This window comes from Streptomonospora arabica (assembly GCF_039531585.1).
GTDB lineage: Bacteria > Actinomycetota > Actinomycetes > Streptosporangiales > Streptosporangiaceae > Streptomonospora > Streptomonospora halophila.
This window is the reverse complement of sequence record NZ_BAAAQI010000011.1, coordinates 1-15,629: the sequence shown is the minus strand read 5'-3', so window position 1 is coordinate 15,629 and position 15,629 is coordinate 1. Positions and strand designations below refer to the sequence as shown.

The following is a 15,629-nucleotide window of genomic DNA, read 5'->3' as shown; positions in this document are numbered from 1 at the left end:
ACCGCGGCCGCCGCCGGCGCCGGCGCGGACTCCGCGGTGCGGGCCGCGGTCCACCGGTCCCGTTCCCCGGTCCCCGGCGCCGCGACCCGCCCCGCCCCGGCTCCCGGCGCGGCGACCGCGGCGCGCCCGGTCCGTCGCGGCCGAAGGTCCCCAGTGGGACTAAGCGCCACCGACGGCGGCGAACCTCTTCTTCGGCGTATTGCGCCTATTCCGGCGGAGCTGACACGAAGCGGTCATCACGCGTGCCGACGCTCATTCGACGCGGAATGCACGCCGCAAGCATTTTCGCGGCGTTTTCCGGGATTCCCTGTTGCCGCCGACCCCCTTTGCTAGGCTCACCGTTGATTCGGTCGGCCATTGATCGGCGGACCGAAATGAAACCCGTGCAAGTCCTGTTTCGTGCGACTATTCCGTCCGACCCGAGGGATTTCCTGTTCGGGGGTCCGGTGCCGCAGCGGCTGCCCCGCCGCCGGTGCGGCCGCCGAAGCGAATTCCCAGGCAGGAGCGCTCCGAAAGGCGCGGTGGAGAGCGGCCGGGGCGCTGGTGCGCCCCACCGCCGGCAACGGTCTCCGCTGCATTTCCACCGCTGTTCCGGGGCCGGCATATCTGGTACCCCCCACTGAATCGAGGAGGCGTGTTGTGGCCCAGCCGCCCTCACCCCCAGGCCGCGACGACCGTCGGTCGGCCATGACCGCAGACGACAACCGATCCTCCCCCGAAGGGCGGTTCCGGCGGCTGCTGCGCCGCCTCGGGCTGAGCCGCAGAGCGGTGCCGCCGGCGCAGTCCGAGCCCCCGGCGTCGGCGCCCGCCCCCTACGCCCTGCCGCAGCCGCCCCCCGGAGCCGGACAGTGGTATCCCGGCGCCGGTGCCGGCACCCACCGGGCGCAGCCCGCCCCCGCCCGCGAGAACGTGCGGTGGAGCGGGCAGAGCACCAACGGCTTCGCCCCCGGCGCGCCCGTCCACGGGCACCGCAAGACGGAGTGGGTGCCCCCCGAGCCGGCCGAGCCCGTGCCGGACCCGAACCTGCTCACCGAGGCGCTCGCCGGCCTGGCGATGCGCGACCTGACCATGGTGGAGTCGCTGCTGGACATCGTGGGCAGCCTGGAGGACTCCACCGAGGACCCCGACCTGCTGGCCAAGCTGTTCGAGATCGACAACCTGGCCACCCGGATGCGGCGCAACGGCGAGAACCTGCTGGTCCTCGCCGACCAGGAGAGCGACGACGCCGGCATGGAGCCGGTGGCGCTGCTCGACGTGGCCCGCGCCGCCACCTCGGAGATCAAGAACTACAGCCGCGTGCAGATCGGCCGCCTGCCCGACCGGTTCGTCGCCGGCGAAGCCGCCGACGACCTGAGCCACCTCCTGGCCGAGCTGCTCGACAACGCCACCAACCACTCTCCCGACCACGCCCAGGTCGTGATCAGCGGCCAGATGATGCCCGACGGCGGCCTGCTGGTGATCGTCGAGGACGAGGGGATCGGCGTCCCCCAGGACCAGCTGGCCGACATCAACACCCGGCTGGCGGGCACCCCGGTGCTGGACAAGCGCGTGATGCGGCACATGGGGCTCTACGTGGCCAGCCGCATCGCCCACCGCCACGGCCTGCGGGTGCAGCTGGAGGCGCGGGCCTTCCGCGGTGTCAGCGCCTACACGGTCGTGCCCGCCGAGCAGTTGAGCACGTCCGGGCCCACCCCGGTTCCCGGCGTCCCGGCCCAGGCCGCCGCGCCCGCGATGGCGGCCGCCTCGCCGCAGCCGTCCGCCGGCTTCCACCGCATGCCGCCCGCGCCCGAAGCGGCCGCCGGAGCCGTCGGCGGCGGGCAGAGCGCCTCCCGGCCGCAGAGCGGTTCCACGTCCGCGGTCACCGCCGCGGGGCTGCCCCGGCGCACGGCGCACCAGTCGCCGCTGCGCATGATGCAGGCCGAGGCCTCCGCACCCGAACCCGCCGCGGACCCCGGTCCCGATCCGGCGTCCGGCCCCGAACCCTCCGGCGGCCGGGCCGAGCGGATCCGCGACGAACTGGGCGGGTTCATGGAGGGCGAGCGCGCCGCCACCCGCGAGGGCCGCCGCGCGGAGGGGGACGCACCGTGACCCGCCGCGGTACGGCCCTCCCCCCGCGAACCGCGCCGGCGCCGACCCCCGCGACCCCCGCACGCCTAGCGAAAAGGCTGATAGAGCAATGAGCAACCCGATGAGCGTGACCGCAGAGAACTTCGCCTGGCTGATCTCCAACTTCGTCTCCGACGTCCCCGGCGTCGACCACGCCGTGGTCGTCTCCTCCGACGGCCTCGTCCTGACCTGCTCCGAGGACTTCCCCGAAGAGCACGCCGAGCAGCTCGCCGCCATCGCCAGCGGCATGCACAGCCTCGCCGTGGGCGGCGCGAAGCTGTTCGCCAAGGGCGAGTGCGAGCAGCTGATCGTGCGCATGCAGCGCGGCCACCTGTTCGTCATGTCGATCAGCGACGGCTCCTGCCTCGCGGTCCTCACAGCGCCGACCGCCGACATGAAGATCGTCGCCTACCAGATGACCCGGCTGGTGGAGAACGTCGGCCACGCGCTGACGCCGCAGCTGAGGTCCGAGCTGCGCGAAGTGATCGGAAACTAGTCGGCGGCCGGGCAGGCCGGGAGCGAATGAAGAGGTTGCCACAGTCATGAGCTACCGCAAGCGAAGGGGCTCGCGAATCCGCCCCTACACGTTCACGGGCGGGCGGACCAGATCACGCCACCCCCTCATGGTGCAGACGCTCGTCTCCACCGCCGATCCCAGCAACGACGCTCCCGCGAAACTCATGCCCGAGTCGCAGCGGATCTACCTGCTGTGCCGCGAGACACGCTCCGTCGCCGAGGTGTCGGCCGAGCTCACGATCCCGCTGGGTGTGGTCCAGGTACTGCTGAGCGATCTCGCCGAGCTGGGACTCGTCTACATCCATCCCACAATCACGGGCAACAGCCCGTCGGAAAACCAGGTTCTCGAGAGGGCGCTCCGTGGTCTCGAACGACTTTTCCAGTGACATCCCGAACAAGATGTCGACCAAGATCGTCATCGCCGGCGGCTTCGGAGCGGGCAAGACGACCCTGGTCGGCTCGGTCTCCGAGATCCCCGCCGTGACGACCGAAGCGGTGATGACCGAGGCGAGCGTCGGCCACGACGACACCTCCGCCACCCCGCAGAAGGTCACCACCACCGTGGCCATGGACTTCGGGCGGATCACCGTCGACCAGCAGCTCATCCTGTACATGTTCGGCACGCCCGGCCAGACCCGTTTCTGGTTCATGTGGGACGACCTCGTGCGCGGCGCCGTGGGTGCGGTGGTGGTCGTCGACTGCCGCCGGCTGGCCGACAGCTTCGAGGCCGTCGACTACTTCGAGACCAACCGGCGCATCCCCTACATCGTGGCGCTGAACAGGTTCGACGGCCAGTTGGAGTACTCGGTCGAGCAGATCCGCGAGGCGCTGGAGATCGGCGCCGACGTGCCGATTCTGGACTTCGACGCCCGCGACCGCTCCTCGGGCGGCACCGTGCTCAAGTCGCTGCTCCGGTACGCGCTCTCGACCAACGCCGCCGCCGCGCCGGTGGGGTGACCGCTGCGCCGCCGCTCGCCGGCCGGCGCACATCGCAGACTCCCCGAGAAGGACAACTCTGATGCGCAAGATCCTCATCGTCGGCGCCGGGCACTCGGGCCTCCACCTGGCCCACGGGCTGCTCAACCACGGCTACGACGTCACGGTGATCACCGGGCAGAGCTCGCTGGAGATCCGCACCGGACGGCCGTCGATCACCCAGATGACGTTCCCGACCGCCCTGGACTACGAACGCGAGCTGAACCTGGACTTCTGGAGCGGCCAGGCGCCCCGGATCGAGGACTTCAAGATCCACCTCTATCCGCCGGGCGCGGACGCGGTGACGCTCAAGGGCAGGACGGGCACGGGCGACCGCTACACCGTGTCCATCGACCGGCGGATCAAGATGGCCGACTGGCTGGAGTACTTCGAGGACTCCGGCGGCAAGGTCGTGATCCACGGCGTCACGCTCACCGACCTCGACTACTTCTCGCGGATGTTCGACCTGATCGTGGTCGCGGTGGGCCACGGCGAGCTGGGCGCGCTGTTCGACCAGGACACCAGCCGGTTCAGCGGCGCGCGCCCGCGGGCGGTGGCCCAGGCCAACATCTACGACGTGCTGCCCGACCCCGGCGAGCGGGAGAACATCGGCTGGGCCGCGTCCACCGCCGACGCCGGGAACATGATCTTCGTGCCGTTCCTGACCACCGACGGCCCCTGCCACTCGCTGTTCCTCGGCGACAAGCGCGGCGGACCGATGGACGCCTGGCCCGACCGGCCGCGTCCCGAGGAGCAGTGGCGGCGGATGCAGGACCTGCTGCGCAAGTACGCCCCCGACTACTACGAGCGGGTCCGCGACGCGTCGCTTGTCGACGGCACCAGCACGCTGGTGGAGTACTTCACGCCCCAGGTGCGCAACCCGGTGGGCGTGCTTCCCTCGGGCGGGCTGGTGCTGGGCATCGCCGACGTGGTGATCACCATGGACCCGTTCGTGGGCCAGGGGTGGAACCACTCGACCCGGTGTGCGCGCAGCTACCTCCAGAGCATCGTCGAGCACGGCGACCGCCCGTTCGACGAGGAGTTCCTCTCCGGCGCGTTCGAGCGGTTCTGGCAGTACGGGCTGCCCGTGCAGCGCTTCGCCGAGCTCAACTCCACACTCTGGGAGCAGGAGCTGCCGCCGCACTTCCAGGAGCTTCTCGGTGCCGCGATGACCTATCCCGAGGTCGGCGACCGGTGGATCCAGGGCTGGGACTACCCGCCCGACTTCGACGAGTGGCTCTACGCCCCGGAGTCGGCCCGCGCCTACCTGCGCGATGTAGCGGCCAGGAACGGCGCCGCGTAGCCGGAGGCCGGAACCCGCCCGTTCGGCACCCGGTTCGGGAGCTTCAGCGCAGAGGCTCCCGGACCGGGCTTTTTCATGCGTCACAGTGGCGGCTTTCCCCACCATTGATTTCACGGACAACTGCCTGCTCAATCGCCCCAGATGTCCGAAAACAAGAGGCCTATTGCCCTGCTTATGGGTTGGCGTTACGATCTCTCTGTGTTGTCGTTCAAGTGGAGTCTGATGCTTTCTGGGTCGCATGTCTCCAATGGGCGATTCGCAGATTGATATTCCTCCTCGCCGAACTCCGGGGTCCGACATGGCACAGGACGCGCCATTCGCCGACGATCGCCGCCCCGCTCGCGCAGCCCGATCCGGGGAAATTCCGCCTGTTCCAGGCGGTATTCGCGGTGTTCTTCCGAACACGGGGGCGATGAACCGCGGCACCGGCGATGATCGACCGGCCGCCGGCGGAGCCGCCGCCCGTTCCGGGAAACCGATGATCGTTTCCCGGTAGCCGATCATCGAAATTCCCGGCGCACCGCCGTTCCTTCCGTGTCCCGGCGGTGCCGGACTCCCATCGGGACGCTGCGTACCGGCCGCCCGCCGAGTCACGCAGCGGCCCGGAACCTTAAACCGGCGATCGAGCAGGGGTGAGCCGACGTGACACAGCGGGACAGCTCGGCCGGCCGTCGGCCGGACGAGGAAGCGCACCGCCGCATCGCCGTGATCGGGATGGCCTGCCGCTTCCCCGGAGCCGACAGTCCCGGTGCTTACCGGCGCCTGCTCCGTGAGGGCCGCAGCGCCGTCACCGCGCCCCCGCCCGACCGTGCGGCCGCGGCGCCCCGCCTCGACGGCGACGTGCTGCCCGGCGGGTTCGTCGACGCCGACGCCTTCGACCCCGAGCCGTTCGGCGTCTCCCCGCGCGAGGCCGCCGCCATGGACCCGCGCCAGCGGATCGCCCTGGAGCTGGTGTGGGAGGCCGCCGAGGACGCCCGCCTTTCCGCCGAGCGGCTGCGCGGCACCCGCACCGGCGTGTTCGTCGGCGCCATGGGCGACGACCACGCCGCCCGCGCCCGCGCCGCCGGCACCCCGGCCACCCACCACACGCTCACCGCCGCCAGCCGCGCCGTCATCGCCAACCGGGTCTCCTACACGCTGGGCCTGCGCGGTCCCAGCCTGGCGGTCGACACCGGCCAGTCGTCCTCGCTCGTGGGCGTGCAGCTGGCTGTGGAGAGCCTGCGGCGCCGCGAGTCCGACATCGCCGCGGCCGGGGGAGTGCACCTGAACCTCTCCGCCGAGGGCGCCGCCGGCGAGCAGGCCTTCGGTGCGCTCTCGCCGAGCGGCCGCTGCCGCACGTTCGACGCCCGCGCCGACGGCTACGTGCGCGGCGAGGGCGGCGGGATCGTCCTGCTCAAGCGGCTGGCCGACGCGCTGGCCGACGGCGACCGCGTGCACGCGGTGCTGCTGGGCGCGGCGGTCGGCAACGACGGCGACGGCGGGGGCCTGACCGTGCCGGCCGCCCGCGGGCAGGCCGACGTGATCCGCCTGGCCTGCCGCGACGCCGGGATCGACCCCGCCGAGGTCGGGTACGTGGAGCTGCACGGCACCGGTACCCCCGCCGGCGACCCCGTCGAGGCCGCCGCCCTGGGCGAGGCACTGGGTGCGCGGCGCCCCTCCTCCGAGCCGCTCCCGGTCGGCTCGGCCAAGACCAACATCGGCCACCTCGGCGCGGCCGCGGGTGTCGCCGGGCTGATCAAGGCCGTACTGGGGGTGGCCGCCGGCGAGCTGGTACCCAGCCTCGGCTTCGAGAGCGCGCACCCCCGGATACCGCTGGCCCGGCTGGGCCTGCGCGTACAGCGCGAGACCACACGTTGGCCCGGGGACGGCGCGCGGCGCGTGGCGGGGGTGTCGTCCTTCGGCATGGGCGGAACCGACTGCCACGTGCTCGTCGCCGAGGCGCCCGCGGTACCGCCGGGCGAAGAGCGGGGGGCCGGTCCGCGGCGTGGGCGGTGCGGGCTGCCGGACGCCGCCGGGAGCGCAGACGCGGCGCACCTGCCGTTCGTGCTCTCGGGCGCCGGCGCGGCTGCGCTGCGCGCCCAGGCCCGCCGGCTGCGCGAGCACCTGGTGGCCGATCCGCCGCCGCTGCGCGACCTCGGCGCGTCGCTGGCGACCACCCGCACGGCGCTGGGCCGGCGCGCGGCGGTGGTCGCCGCCGACCGCGCGGAGCTGCTCGCCGGGCTGGACGCCCTCCGGGCGGGCACGGGCGGCACCGGAGTGCTGCGCGGCCACCCGCGCGCCGGCGCGACGGCGGTGCTGTTCCCGGGCCAGGGCACCCAGTACCCGGGCATGGGGGGCCGGCTGTACGCGCGGGCGCCGGTGTTCGCGGCGGCCCTGGACGAGGTGTGCGCGGGGCTGGACCCGCTGCTGCCCGGCCCGCTGTGCGGCGTCATGTGGGCCGAGCAGGGAACCGAGCGCGCCGCGCTGCTGGACCGCACCGGCTGGACCCAGCCCGCGCTGTTCGCCGTGGGCGTCGCGCTGTACCGGCTGCTGGAGTCGTGGGGCGTGCGGCCGGCGCTGGTCGCCGGGCACTCGATCGGCGAGCTGGCCGCGGCCCACGTCAGCGGCATGCTCCCCCTGGCCGACGCATGCGCGCTGGTGGCCGCACGCGCGCGGGGGCTGGACGCGCTGCCCGAGGGCGGGGCGATGTTCGCCGTCCGCGCCGGTGCCGCCGAAGCCGCCGAGCTGATCGCCGAGCAGGGCGCCGAGGGCGCGGTGGCGGTCGCGGCGGACAACGGCGCGGAGTCGGCGGTGATCTCGGGTGAGCGGGCCGCCGTCTCGCGGATCGCCGAACTTCTGGGCGAGCGCGGCCGCAGCACACGGCGGCTGCAGGTCAGCCACGCGTTCCACGCGCCGCAGGTCGATCCGGCGCTGCCGGCGCTGCGGGAGGCGGCGCGCGGCCTGCGGGTGCGCCCGGGGGAGGGGCCCGACCTGGTCTCCGGCGTGACCGGGGACGTGGCCGGTCCCGATGATCTGGCCGACGCGGAGTACTGGGTGCGCCAGGCGCGGCAGCCGGTCCGCTTCGCCGACTGCCTGGCCGTGCTGCACGAGCGCGGGACGGGCGTCTACTGCGAGCTGGGGCCGGGCGGGATGCTGACGACGCTGGCGCGCGAGGCCGCCGAGGCGCGCGGCGGCGGCACGGCCCCGGCGGCCTGCGTCGCCGGCCCGCGCCGCGGCGACGAGGAGCGCGCGGCGGCCGAGTACGCGGCGGCCCTGCACGTCAACGGAGTGGACCTCGACTGGGACGCGGTCTTCGGGCCGGGCACCCGGCCGGTGGACCTGCCCACCTACGCCTTCCAGCGCCGCCCCTTCGACCCCGGCCCCGCGGGCGCGGCCGGCGGCCGCGAGGGGGCGGGCGCCGAGCGGACGGCCGGGGCGGCCGCGCCCGGAGTCGAGGCGGCCGACGGGGCCGGGCCACCCGGTGGGCGCGACCCGGCAGCGGAGCGGCGCGGACCGCGCAAGGGCGCCGCCGAGCTGCGCCGGTTGCGCGACCTCGTGCTGACGCACACGGCCGCGGTGCTCGGGCACGCCTCGCCCGAGACCCTCGACGCCGGTACCGCCTTCGGCGACCTGGGCCTCGACTCGATCCTGTCGGTCGAGCTGCGCGACCGGATCGGCGCCGCCACCGGGCTCGCGCTCCCCGCCACCCTGCTCTTCGACGCCCCCACCCCCGACCTGCTGGCGGATCGGCTGCACGCCGAACAGGGCGGCGGCACCGCGGAGCCCGAGCCGGCGCCGGCCGCCGGTGCCCGACCGCGTCCGGAACCCGGTGCCGGCGCTCCGGTGGCGGTTGTGGGGGTGGGGTGCCGGTTGCCGGGTGGGGTGGGTTCGCCGGAGGGGTTGTGGGATCTGGTGGCGTCGGGGGGTGATGCGACCTCGGAGTTTCCGGCGGATCGGGGGTGGGATGTGGAGGCGCTGTATGACCCGGAGGGGGGTCGCGGGGGGACGAGTTATGTGCGGCGGGGCGGGTTTCTGGGGGATGCGGCGGGGTTTGATGCGGGGTTCTTCGGGGTGTCGCCGCGTGAGGCGTTGGCGATGGATCCGCAGCAGCGGGTGTTGTTGGAGACGGTGTGGGAGGCCCTGGAGCGCGCCGGCCTGCGCCCGGGTGACCTGCGCGGCAGCCGGGTCGGCGTGTTCGTGGGCGCCACCGCTCAGGACTACGGCCCGCGGCTGCACGAGCCCGCGGAGGGCACCGGGGGACACCTGCTGACGGGCCAGGCGGCGGCGGTGGTCTCGGGCCGCGTCTCCTACGTCTTCGGCTTCGCCGGCCCGACCGTGACCGTGGACACGGCGTGCTCGTCGTCGCTGGTGGCGCTGCACCAGGCGGTGCAGGCGCTGCGCCGGGGCGAGTGCGACCTCGCGCTGGCCGGCGGCGTCGCGGTGATGGCGACACCCGGGATGTTCGCCGAGTTCAGCGCGCAGCAGGGGCTCTCCCGCGACGGCCGCTGCAAGCCCTACGCGGCCGCGGCCGACGGCACTGCATGGGGCGAAGGTGCGGGTGTTGTGGTGTTGGAGCGGTTGTCGGATGCGGTGTCCGGGGGTCGGCGTGTGTGGGGGGTGGTGCGGGGGTCGGCGGTGAACTCGGACGGGGCGAGCAACGGGTTGTCGGCGCCCAATGGTGCGGCGCAGGAGGCGGTGATGCGTGCGGCGCTGGCGGATGCGGGTGTGGAGGCCTCGCACGTGGGTGTGGTGGAGGGGCACGGTACGGGGACGGTGCTGGGTGATCCGATCGAGTTGGGGGCGCTGGGTGCGGTCTACGGCCGCTGCGGCGGTGTGGTGGTGGGGTCGGTCAAGGCCAACATCGCCCATGTGCAGGCGGCCGCGGGGGTGGCCGGGCTGATCGCGCTGCTGGGTGTGCTCGGGCGGGGTGTGGTTCCTCCGCTGGCGGGGGTGTCCGGGGGCGTGTCGGAGCTGGTCGACTGGGCGGAGCTGGGTCTGGGTGCGGTCTCGGGCGGACCGCGGGTGTGGGAGGGCGTGGAGGGCCGGCGGATCGGCGGGGTGTCGTCGTTCGGGATCAGCGGCACCAACGCCCACGTCGTCGTCGAGGAACCGCCGCACGATCACGCCTACGACTTTCCCGCGCCCTCCGGCGAGCCCGCCGGCGCTCCGCGGGGACGCATCGTCGGCGGACTCGCCGAACCGCCGGCCGCGACACGCCCTCCGGCGCCGACGCCTGCCGGACGCGCGGCGGCAAGCGCCGCGGCCGAAGCGCACGCGGCGTCCGCCGGCGGCGCGGATCCCGCCGAACCGTACGCGGACTCCGCACCCGCGGCGCGGGCGCCGGTGCCGGCCGCGCGCCTGGGCTTCGTCCCGCCCTCCGCGGCCCCCCGGACGCGGCGGCCGCCCGCCGGGCGCGGACGCGGCCGTCCGAGCGGTTCCGCCGCCCCGCCGCGGCCGCCGCTGCGGACGGACCTCGTGCCCTGGGTCGTCTCCGGCGCGGTGGCCGAGGGCGTGCGGGACCAGGCCGCCCGGCTGCGCTCGGCGCTGTGGGCGGACCCCGCGAAAAGCACCCTCGACGCCGCCTACTCCCTGGCGGCCGAGCGCACCCACTTCGAGCACCGCTCGGTCGTGCTCGCGCGCGGACGCGAGGGGTTCCTCGGCGGGCTCGCCGCGGTCGCCCGCGGACGGGCGCAGGCTCCCGGCGCGCACCTGGTGCAGGGCGCCGCGGACCTGCCCGGCGGACCGGTGCTGGTCTTCGGCGGCCAGGGCTCGCAATGGCCGGGCATGGGCGCCGACCTGCTGGAGTCCTCGCCCGTCTTCCGCGACCGCTTCGCCGAGTGCGAGCGGGCGCTGGCGGCGCATGTCGACTGGTCGCCCGCCGACGTGCTGCGCGGCGTCGAAGGCGCTCCGGGCCTGGGGCGGGTCGACGTCGTGCAGCCGGTGCTGTGGGCGGTCATGGTGTCGCTGGCGGAGGTCTGGCGCTCGGTGGGCGTGGTCCCGGCCGCGGTGGTGGGCCACTCCCAGGGCGAGGCCGCCGCCGCCTGCGTCGCCGGCGCGCTCAGCGTGGCGGACGCGGCCGCCGTGGTCGCCCTGCGCAGCCGAGCCGTGGCCGAGCTGGTCGGGGGCGGCGCGATGGCCTCGCTGGGCGAGTCCGCCGAGCGCGCCCGGCGGCGCGCGGCGGTGCGCGAGGGCCGGGCCCACGTCGCCGCGGTCAACGGCCCCGCCGCGACGGTGGTCGCCGGCGACGCCGACGCCGTGGCCGAGATCGTCCGCGCAGCCGACGCCGAGGGCGTGCGCGCGCGCACGATCGACGTGGACTACGCATCGCACACCCCGCACGTCGAGGCCGCGCGCGCCCGCATCACCGCGGAGCTCGGCGGGATCGCGCCTCGGACCGGCGAGGTCCCCTTCTTCTCCACGGTGACCGGAGCCGAGCTCGACGGCGCCCGGCTCGACGCCGCCTACTGGTACGGCAACCTGCGCGAACCGGTCCGGTTCGGCCCCGCCGTCGGCTCCCTCGCCGCCTGCGGCCACGGGCTGTTCATCGAGAGCGGGCCGCACCCCGTGCTCACCGCCGCGATCGAGGACACGCTGGCCCAGGCGCGCGCCGACGGCGCCGCGCTGGGCACGCTGCGCCGCGACGACGGGGGCGCCGAGCGGCTGCTGACGTCGCTCGCCGAGGCCTACGTGCGCGGCGCTCCGGTCGACTGGACCGCGCTGCTGCCGCGGGACCGCGCCCGGCCGACGGCCCTGCCGACCTACCCCTTCCAGCGGCGCCGGTACTGGCTGGCGGCACCCCGCACCGGCGCCGGACCCGCCCGGCTGGGCCAGGCCGAGGTCGGCCACCCGCTGCTGGGCGCGGCGGTGGACCTCGCCGACGGACAGGTGGTGTGCACCGGCCGCATCTCCGTGCGGGACCTGCCGTGGCTGGCCGACCACGCCGTCGGCGGGCGCACCCTGCTCGCCGGGGCGGCTCTGGTCGAACTCGTGCTCGCCGCGGGCGGCCGAGCCGGATGCGGCCGGATCGAGGAGCTGGTTCTGACCGAGCCGCTCGTGCTGCCGGACGCCGACGGCGGCGACGCGGTCGACCTCCAGGTCGCGCTCGCGGCTCCCGACGAGGAGGGCCGGCGTGCCTGCACCGTGCACTCCCGCCTGTCCGGCGGCGGGCAGCCCTGGCAGCGGCACGCGAGCGGCACCCTCGGCGCCGCCGACACCGCCCCGGACCCGCGCGGCCCGGACAGCCCGGACGGGGCGGGGGCGGACGCCGCCTGGCCGCCGCCCGGCGCCTCGCCGATCGACGCCTCCGGCGCCTACACCCGCCTGGCCGAAGGCGGCTACGCCTACGGTCCCGCCTTCCGCGGCCTCAGCGCGCTGTGGCGGCGGGGCCCCGACGTCTTCGCCGAGGTGTCGCTGCCGGAACCGCTGCGGGCCGCCGCCGGCTCCTTCGCACTGCACCCGGCGCTGCTGGACGCCGCCGTGCACGCCTGGCTCGCCGCCGAGGCGGGCGCGGGCGCCCCGCGCCTGCCGCACACCTTCAGCGGCCTGCACCTGCACGCCGCGGGCGCCGCCGACCTGCGGGTGCGGCTGAGCCCCGCCGGCGCGGGCGGAGTGTCGCTCGACCTCGCCGACCCGACGGGCGCGCCGGTCGCCTCCGTTGAGCGCCTGGAGCTGCGGCCCCTCCCCGACGGGCCCGCCTCCACCAGCTCCGACCTGCACATCCTCGACTGGCCGGAACTGACCGAACCCCCGGACGCCGAGCGCGGGCGATGGGCGTTCATCGGCGTCGGCGGCGACCGGTCCGACCAGGGCGGGGAGCCCGACTCCGCCGCGGACCTGCACTACCCCGGCGTCGAGGCCCTGCGCCGCGACACCGGTACCGCGGGCCCCGTCCCGGACGTGGTCGCCCTGCGGTGCCCGGAGCCGGAGGCACACCACCCGCCGCCGGGGGCGCGCGACGTCGCCCGCCGCGTCCTGGAGACCGCCCGGTGGTGGGCCGAGGACGAGCGGTTCGCCGCGAGCCGGCTGGTTGTGGTGACCCGCGACGCCGTCGCCGTGACGGCGCGGGACCGGCTCGACGGGCTCGCGCAGACCACCGCGTGGGGGCTGCTGCGCTCTGCCCAGGCCGAGCATCCCGGCAGGTTCGTGCTCGTCGACGACGACGGCGCCGCTCCGGCCGAACCCCTGCTGCGCCGCGTCGCGGCCTCCGGCGAAGCGCAGGCCGCCCTGCGCGGCGGGCGCATCCACGCGGCGCGCATCGTGCAGGCCCCGCCGCCGCTCACCCCCGCACCCGCGGGCACGGGCGCGGACTGGTACATCGACGTCGCCGAGCCCGGGTCGCTCGACGACGCCGCGCCGCGCCCCGCGCCGTGGGCGTCGGAGCCGCTGGAGGCCGGGCGGGTGCGCATCGCGGTGCGCGCCGCCGGGGTGAACTTCCGCGACGTGGTCGTGGCGCTGGGGCTGCTCGACGGCGAGCACGGCATGGGCATCGAGGGCGCCGGCGTGGTCACCGAGGTCGGCCCGGGGGTCAGCGGCGTCGCGGTGGGCGACCGGGTGGCGGGTCTGTTCGGCGCCGCGTTCGGACCGGCCGCCGTCGCCGACCACCGGTGCATCGCCCGGATCCCCCGCGGCTGGACGTTCGAGCGCGCCGCCGCCGTGCCCGTGGCCCATCTGAGCGCCTACTACGGCCTCGTCGACCTCGCCCGCGTGCGCCCCGGCGAGTCGGTGCTGGTGCACGCCGCCGCCGGCGGGGTCGGCACGGCCGCCGTCGCACTCGCCCGCCACCTGGGGGCGGAGGTCTTCGCCACGGCCTCGCCCGGCAAGTGGCCGCTGCTGCGCGCCATGGGGATCGGCGACTCCCGACTCGCGTCCTCGCGCAGCACCGGGTTCGCCGCCAAGGTCGCCGGCGCCTTCGGCGCAAGCGGCGGAAAGGTCGACGTCGTGCTCAACGCGCTGGCCGGCGAGTACGTCGACGCCTCGCTGAACCTGCTCGGCCCGGGCGGCCGCTTCCTGGAGATGGGCAAGACCGACCTCCGCGACCCCCGGCAAGTGGCCGCCGACCACCCCGGCGTCTCCTACCTCCCGTTCAACCTGCCCGACGTGCCGCCGGAACGCATCGGGCGGATGCTCGCCGAGATCCTGGCCCTGCTGGAGGCGGGCGACCTGGGCGCACCGCCTCCCCTGCGGCGCCGCCCCCTGCACGACGCGCCGGCGGCGCTGCGCGACCTCCGGCAGGGCGCCACCGTCGGCAAGACCGTCCTCGTTCCGCGGCGCCCGCTCGACCCGGACGGCACCGTGCTGATCACCGGCGGCACCGGAACCCTGGGCGCGGCCGTCGCCCGGCACCTGGTCGCCGAGCACGGCGTGCGACGGCTACTGCTGAGCGGGCGCAGCGGGCCCATGGCGCCCGGCACGGCCGAGTCGATGGCCGAGCTGACCGCACTCGGCGCCGAGGTCGAGGTGCGCGCCTGCGACGCCGCCGACCGCGCCGCGGTGGCCCGCCTGCTCGCGTCGGTCCCGCCGGACCGCCCGCTGACCGCCGTCGTGCACGCGGCGGGCGTGCTGGAGGACGCCGCCCTGACCGGCCTGACCCCGGACCGGCTCGACCGGGTGCTGGCGGCCAAGGTCGACGGCGCCTGGCATCTGCACGAGCTGACCGCCGACAGCGACCTGGCGGCGTTCGTGCTGTTCTCCTCGGCGGTAGGCGTGCTCGGCGGCGCCGGCCAGGCCAACTACGCCGCCGCCAACGCCTTCCTGGACGGCCTGGCCCACCACCGCAGCGCCCGCGGCCTGCCCGCCACCTCGCTGTCGTGGGGACTGTGGGCGCAGCGCAGCGGCATGACCGGGCACATGGCCGGAACCGCGCTCGCCCGCATGCGCCGGCGCGGCCTGGAGCCGATGGGCACCCGGCAGAGCCTCGCCCTGTTCGACACCTCCCTCGCCCTCGACCGCCCCCACCTCCTCCCCGCACGGCTGCGCCCCCGGGGCGGCCGCCCCGCCGCGGAGCTGCCGCAGGCCGCCCGCGCCGCCGGACCGCAGCGCTCCACACCCCGGGGGCGGGGTGCGCCGCCGGCCGACCCGCAGGACCGGCACACCGCTCTGCTGGACCTGGTCCGCGAGCACGCCGCGGCCGTGCTCGGGATCGCCTCGCCCAGCGCGCTGCGGCCCGGCCGCCAGCTCACCGACGCGGGCATCGACTCCCTGACGGCCGTGGAACTGCGCAACCGCCTCAACACCGCCACCGGGCTGCGGCTGCCCGCCACGATCCTGTTCGACCACCCCACCCCCGACGCGCTGGCGGCGGTGCTGGCCGACCGGCTTGCGCCCGAGGGCGGTGCCGCGCCGCCGACCGGTGCGGATGCGCCGGACGGCGGCGCGCAGCCGCACGGCGGTACCGCCATCGACACCATGGCCCTCGACGCCCTGATCGATCTGGCGCTGACCGACGAGCGGCCCGAATCCCGTTGAGCCCGTGAAGCCACCGCTGCCCCGGAGGTCGCCGTGACCCAGCACAGCACCGGCCCGAACCGGCAGGCGCCGGAGGGCGACCGCGTCGCCACCGCCCTGCGCGCGGCCCTCAAGGAGAACGACCGCCTCAAGCGGCACAACCGTCGGCTGAGTGCAGCGGCCCGTGAGCCGGTGGCGGTTGTGGGGGTGGGGTGCCGGTTGCCGGGTGGGGTGGGTTCGCCGGAGGGGTTGTGGGATCTGGTGGCGTCGGGGGGTGATGCGACGTGCGATTTCCCTGAGGACCGGG

At 75.6% G+C, this 15,629-nt stretch carries 7 protein-coding genes; all 7 read left to right on the top strand.

Annotation, left to right across the window (positions count from 1 at the left end; genetic code table 11):
• The first annotated feature begins 687 nt into the window (after nucleotides 1-687).
• Nucleotides 688-2,088 (top strand): sensor histidine kinase, encoded by a 1,401-nt coding sequence (locus ABD284_RS17330; protein ID WP_344144662.1) that lies wholly within the window; start codon nucleotides 688-690, stop codon nucleotides 2,086-2,088.
• A gap of 100 nt (nucleotides 2,089-2,188) precedes the next feature.
• Complete coding sequence (locus ABD284_RS17325; protein ID WP_386699648.1) at nucleotides 2,189-2,602, top strand: roadblock/LC7 domain-containing protein; 414 nt, start codon at nucleotides 2,189-2,191, stop codon at nucleotides 2,600-2,602.
• 46 nt (nucleotides 2,603-2,648) lie between these two features.
• Nucleotides 2,649-3,008, top strand: a complete 360-nt coding sequence (locus ABD284_RS17320; protein WP_311546049.1) for a DUF742 domain-containing protein — start codon at nucleotides 2,649-2,651, stop codon at nucleotides 3,006-3,008.
• 13 nt (nucleotides 3,009-3,021) lie between these two features.
• Nucleotides 3,022-3,579, top strand: coding sequence for a GTP-binding protein (locus ABD284_RS17315; protein WP_344144657.1), 558 nt, complete (start codon nucleotides 3,022-3,024; stop codon nucleotides 3,577-3,579).
• 61 nt (nucleotides 3,580-3,640) lie between these two features.
• A complete protein-coding gene (locus tag ABD284_RS17310; RefSeq protein WP_344144655.1) occupies nucleotides 3,641-4,900 on the top strand; it encodes a styrene monooxygenase/indole monooxygenase family protein in 1,260 nt (419 codons plus the stop codon).
• A gap of 642 nt (nucleotides 4,901-5,542) precedes the next feature.
• Nucleotides 5,543-15,343, top strand: a complete 9,801-nt coding sequence (locus ABD284_RS17305; RefSeq protein WP_344144654.1) for a type I polyketide synthase — start codon at nucleotides 5,543-5,545, stop codon at nucleotides 15,341-15,343.
• 33 nt (nucleotides 15,344-15,376) lie between these two features.
• Nucleotides 15,377-15,629 (top strand): beta-ketoacyl synthase N-terminal-like domain-containing protein (locus tag ABD284_RS17300; RefSeq protein ID WP_344144652.1); only part of this gene is annotated, 253 nt, incomplete at its 3' end.

Coding starts and splice junctions, on each gene's coding strand:
- ABD284_RS17310 (WP_344144655.1), top strand. CDS start 3,641: ATGCGCAAGATCCTCATCGTCGGCGCCGGGCACTCGGGCCTCCACCTG.
- ABD284_RS17315 (WP_344144657.1), top strand. CDS start 3,022: ATGTCGACCAAGATCGTCATCGCCGGCGGCTTCGGAGCGGGCAAGACG.
- ABD284_RS17320 (WP_311546049.1), top strand. CDS start 2,649: ATGAGCTACCGCAAGCGAAGGGGCTCGCGAATCCGCCCCTACACGTTC.
- ABD284_RS17330 (WP_344144662.1), top strand. CDS start 688: ATGACCGCAGACGACAACCGATCCTCCCCCGAAGGGCGGTTCCGGCGG.
- ABD284_RS17325 (WP_386699648.1), top strand. CDS start 2,189: ATGAGCGTGACCGCAGAGAACTTCGCCTGGCTGATCTCCAACTTCGTC.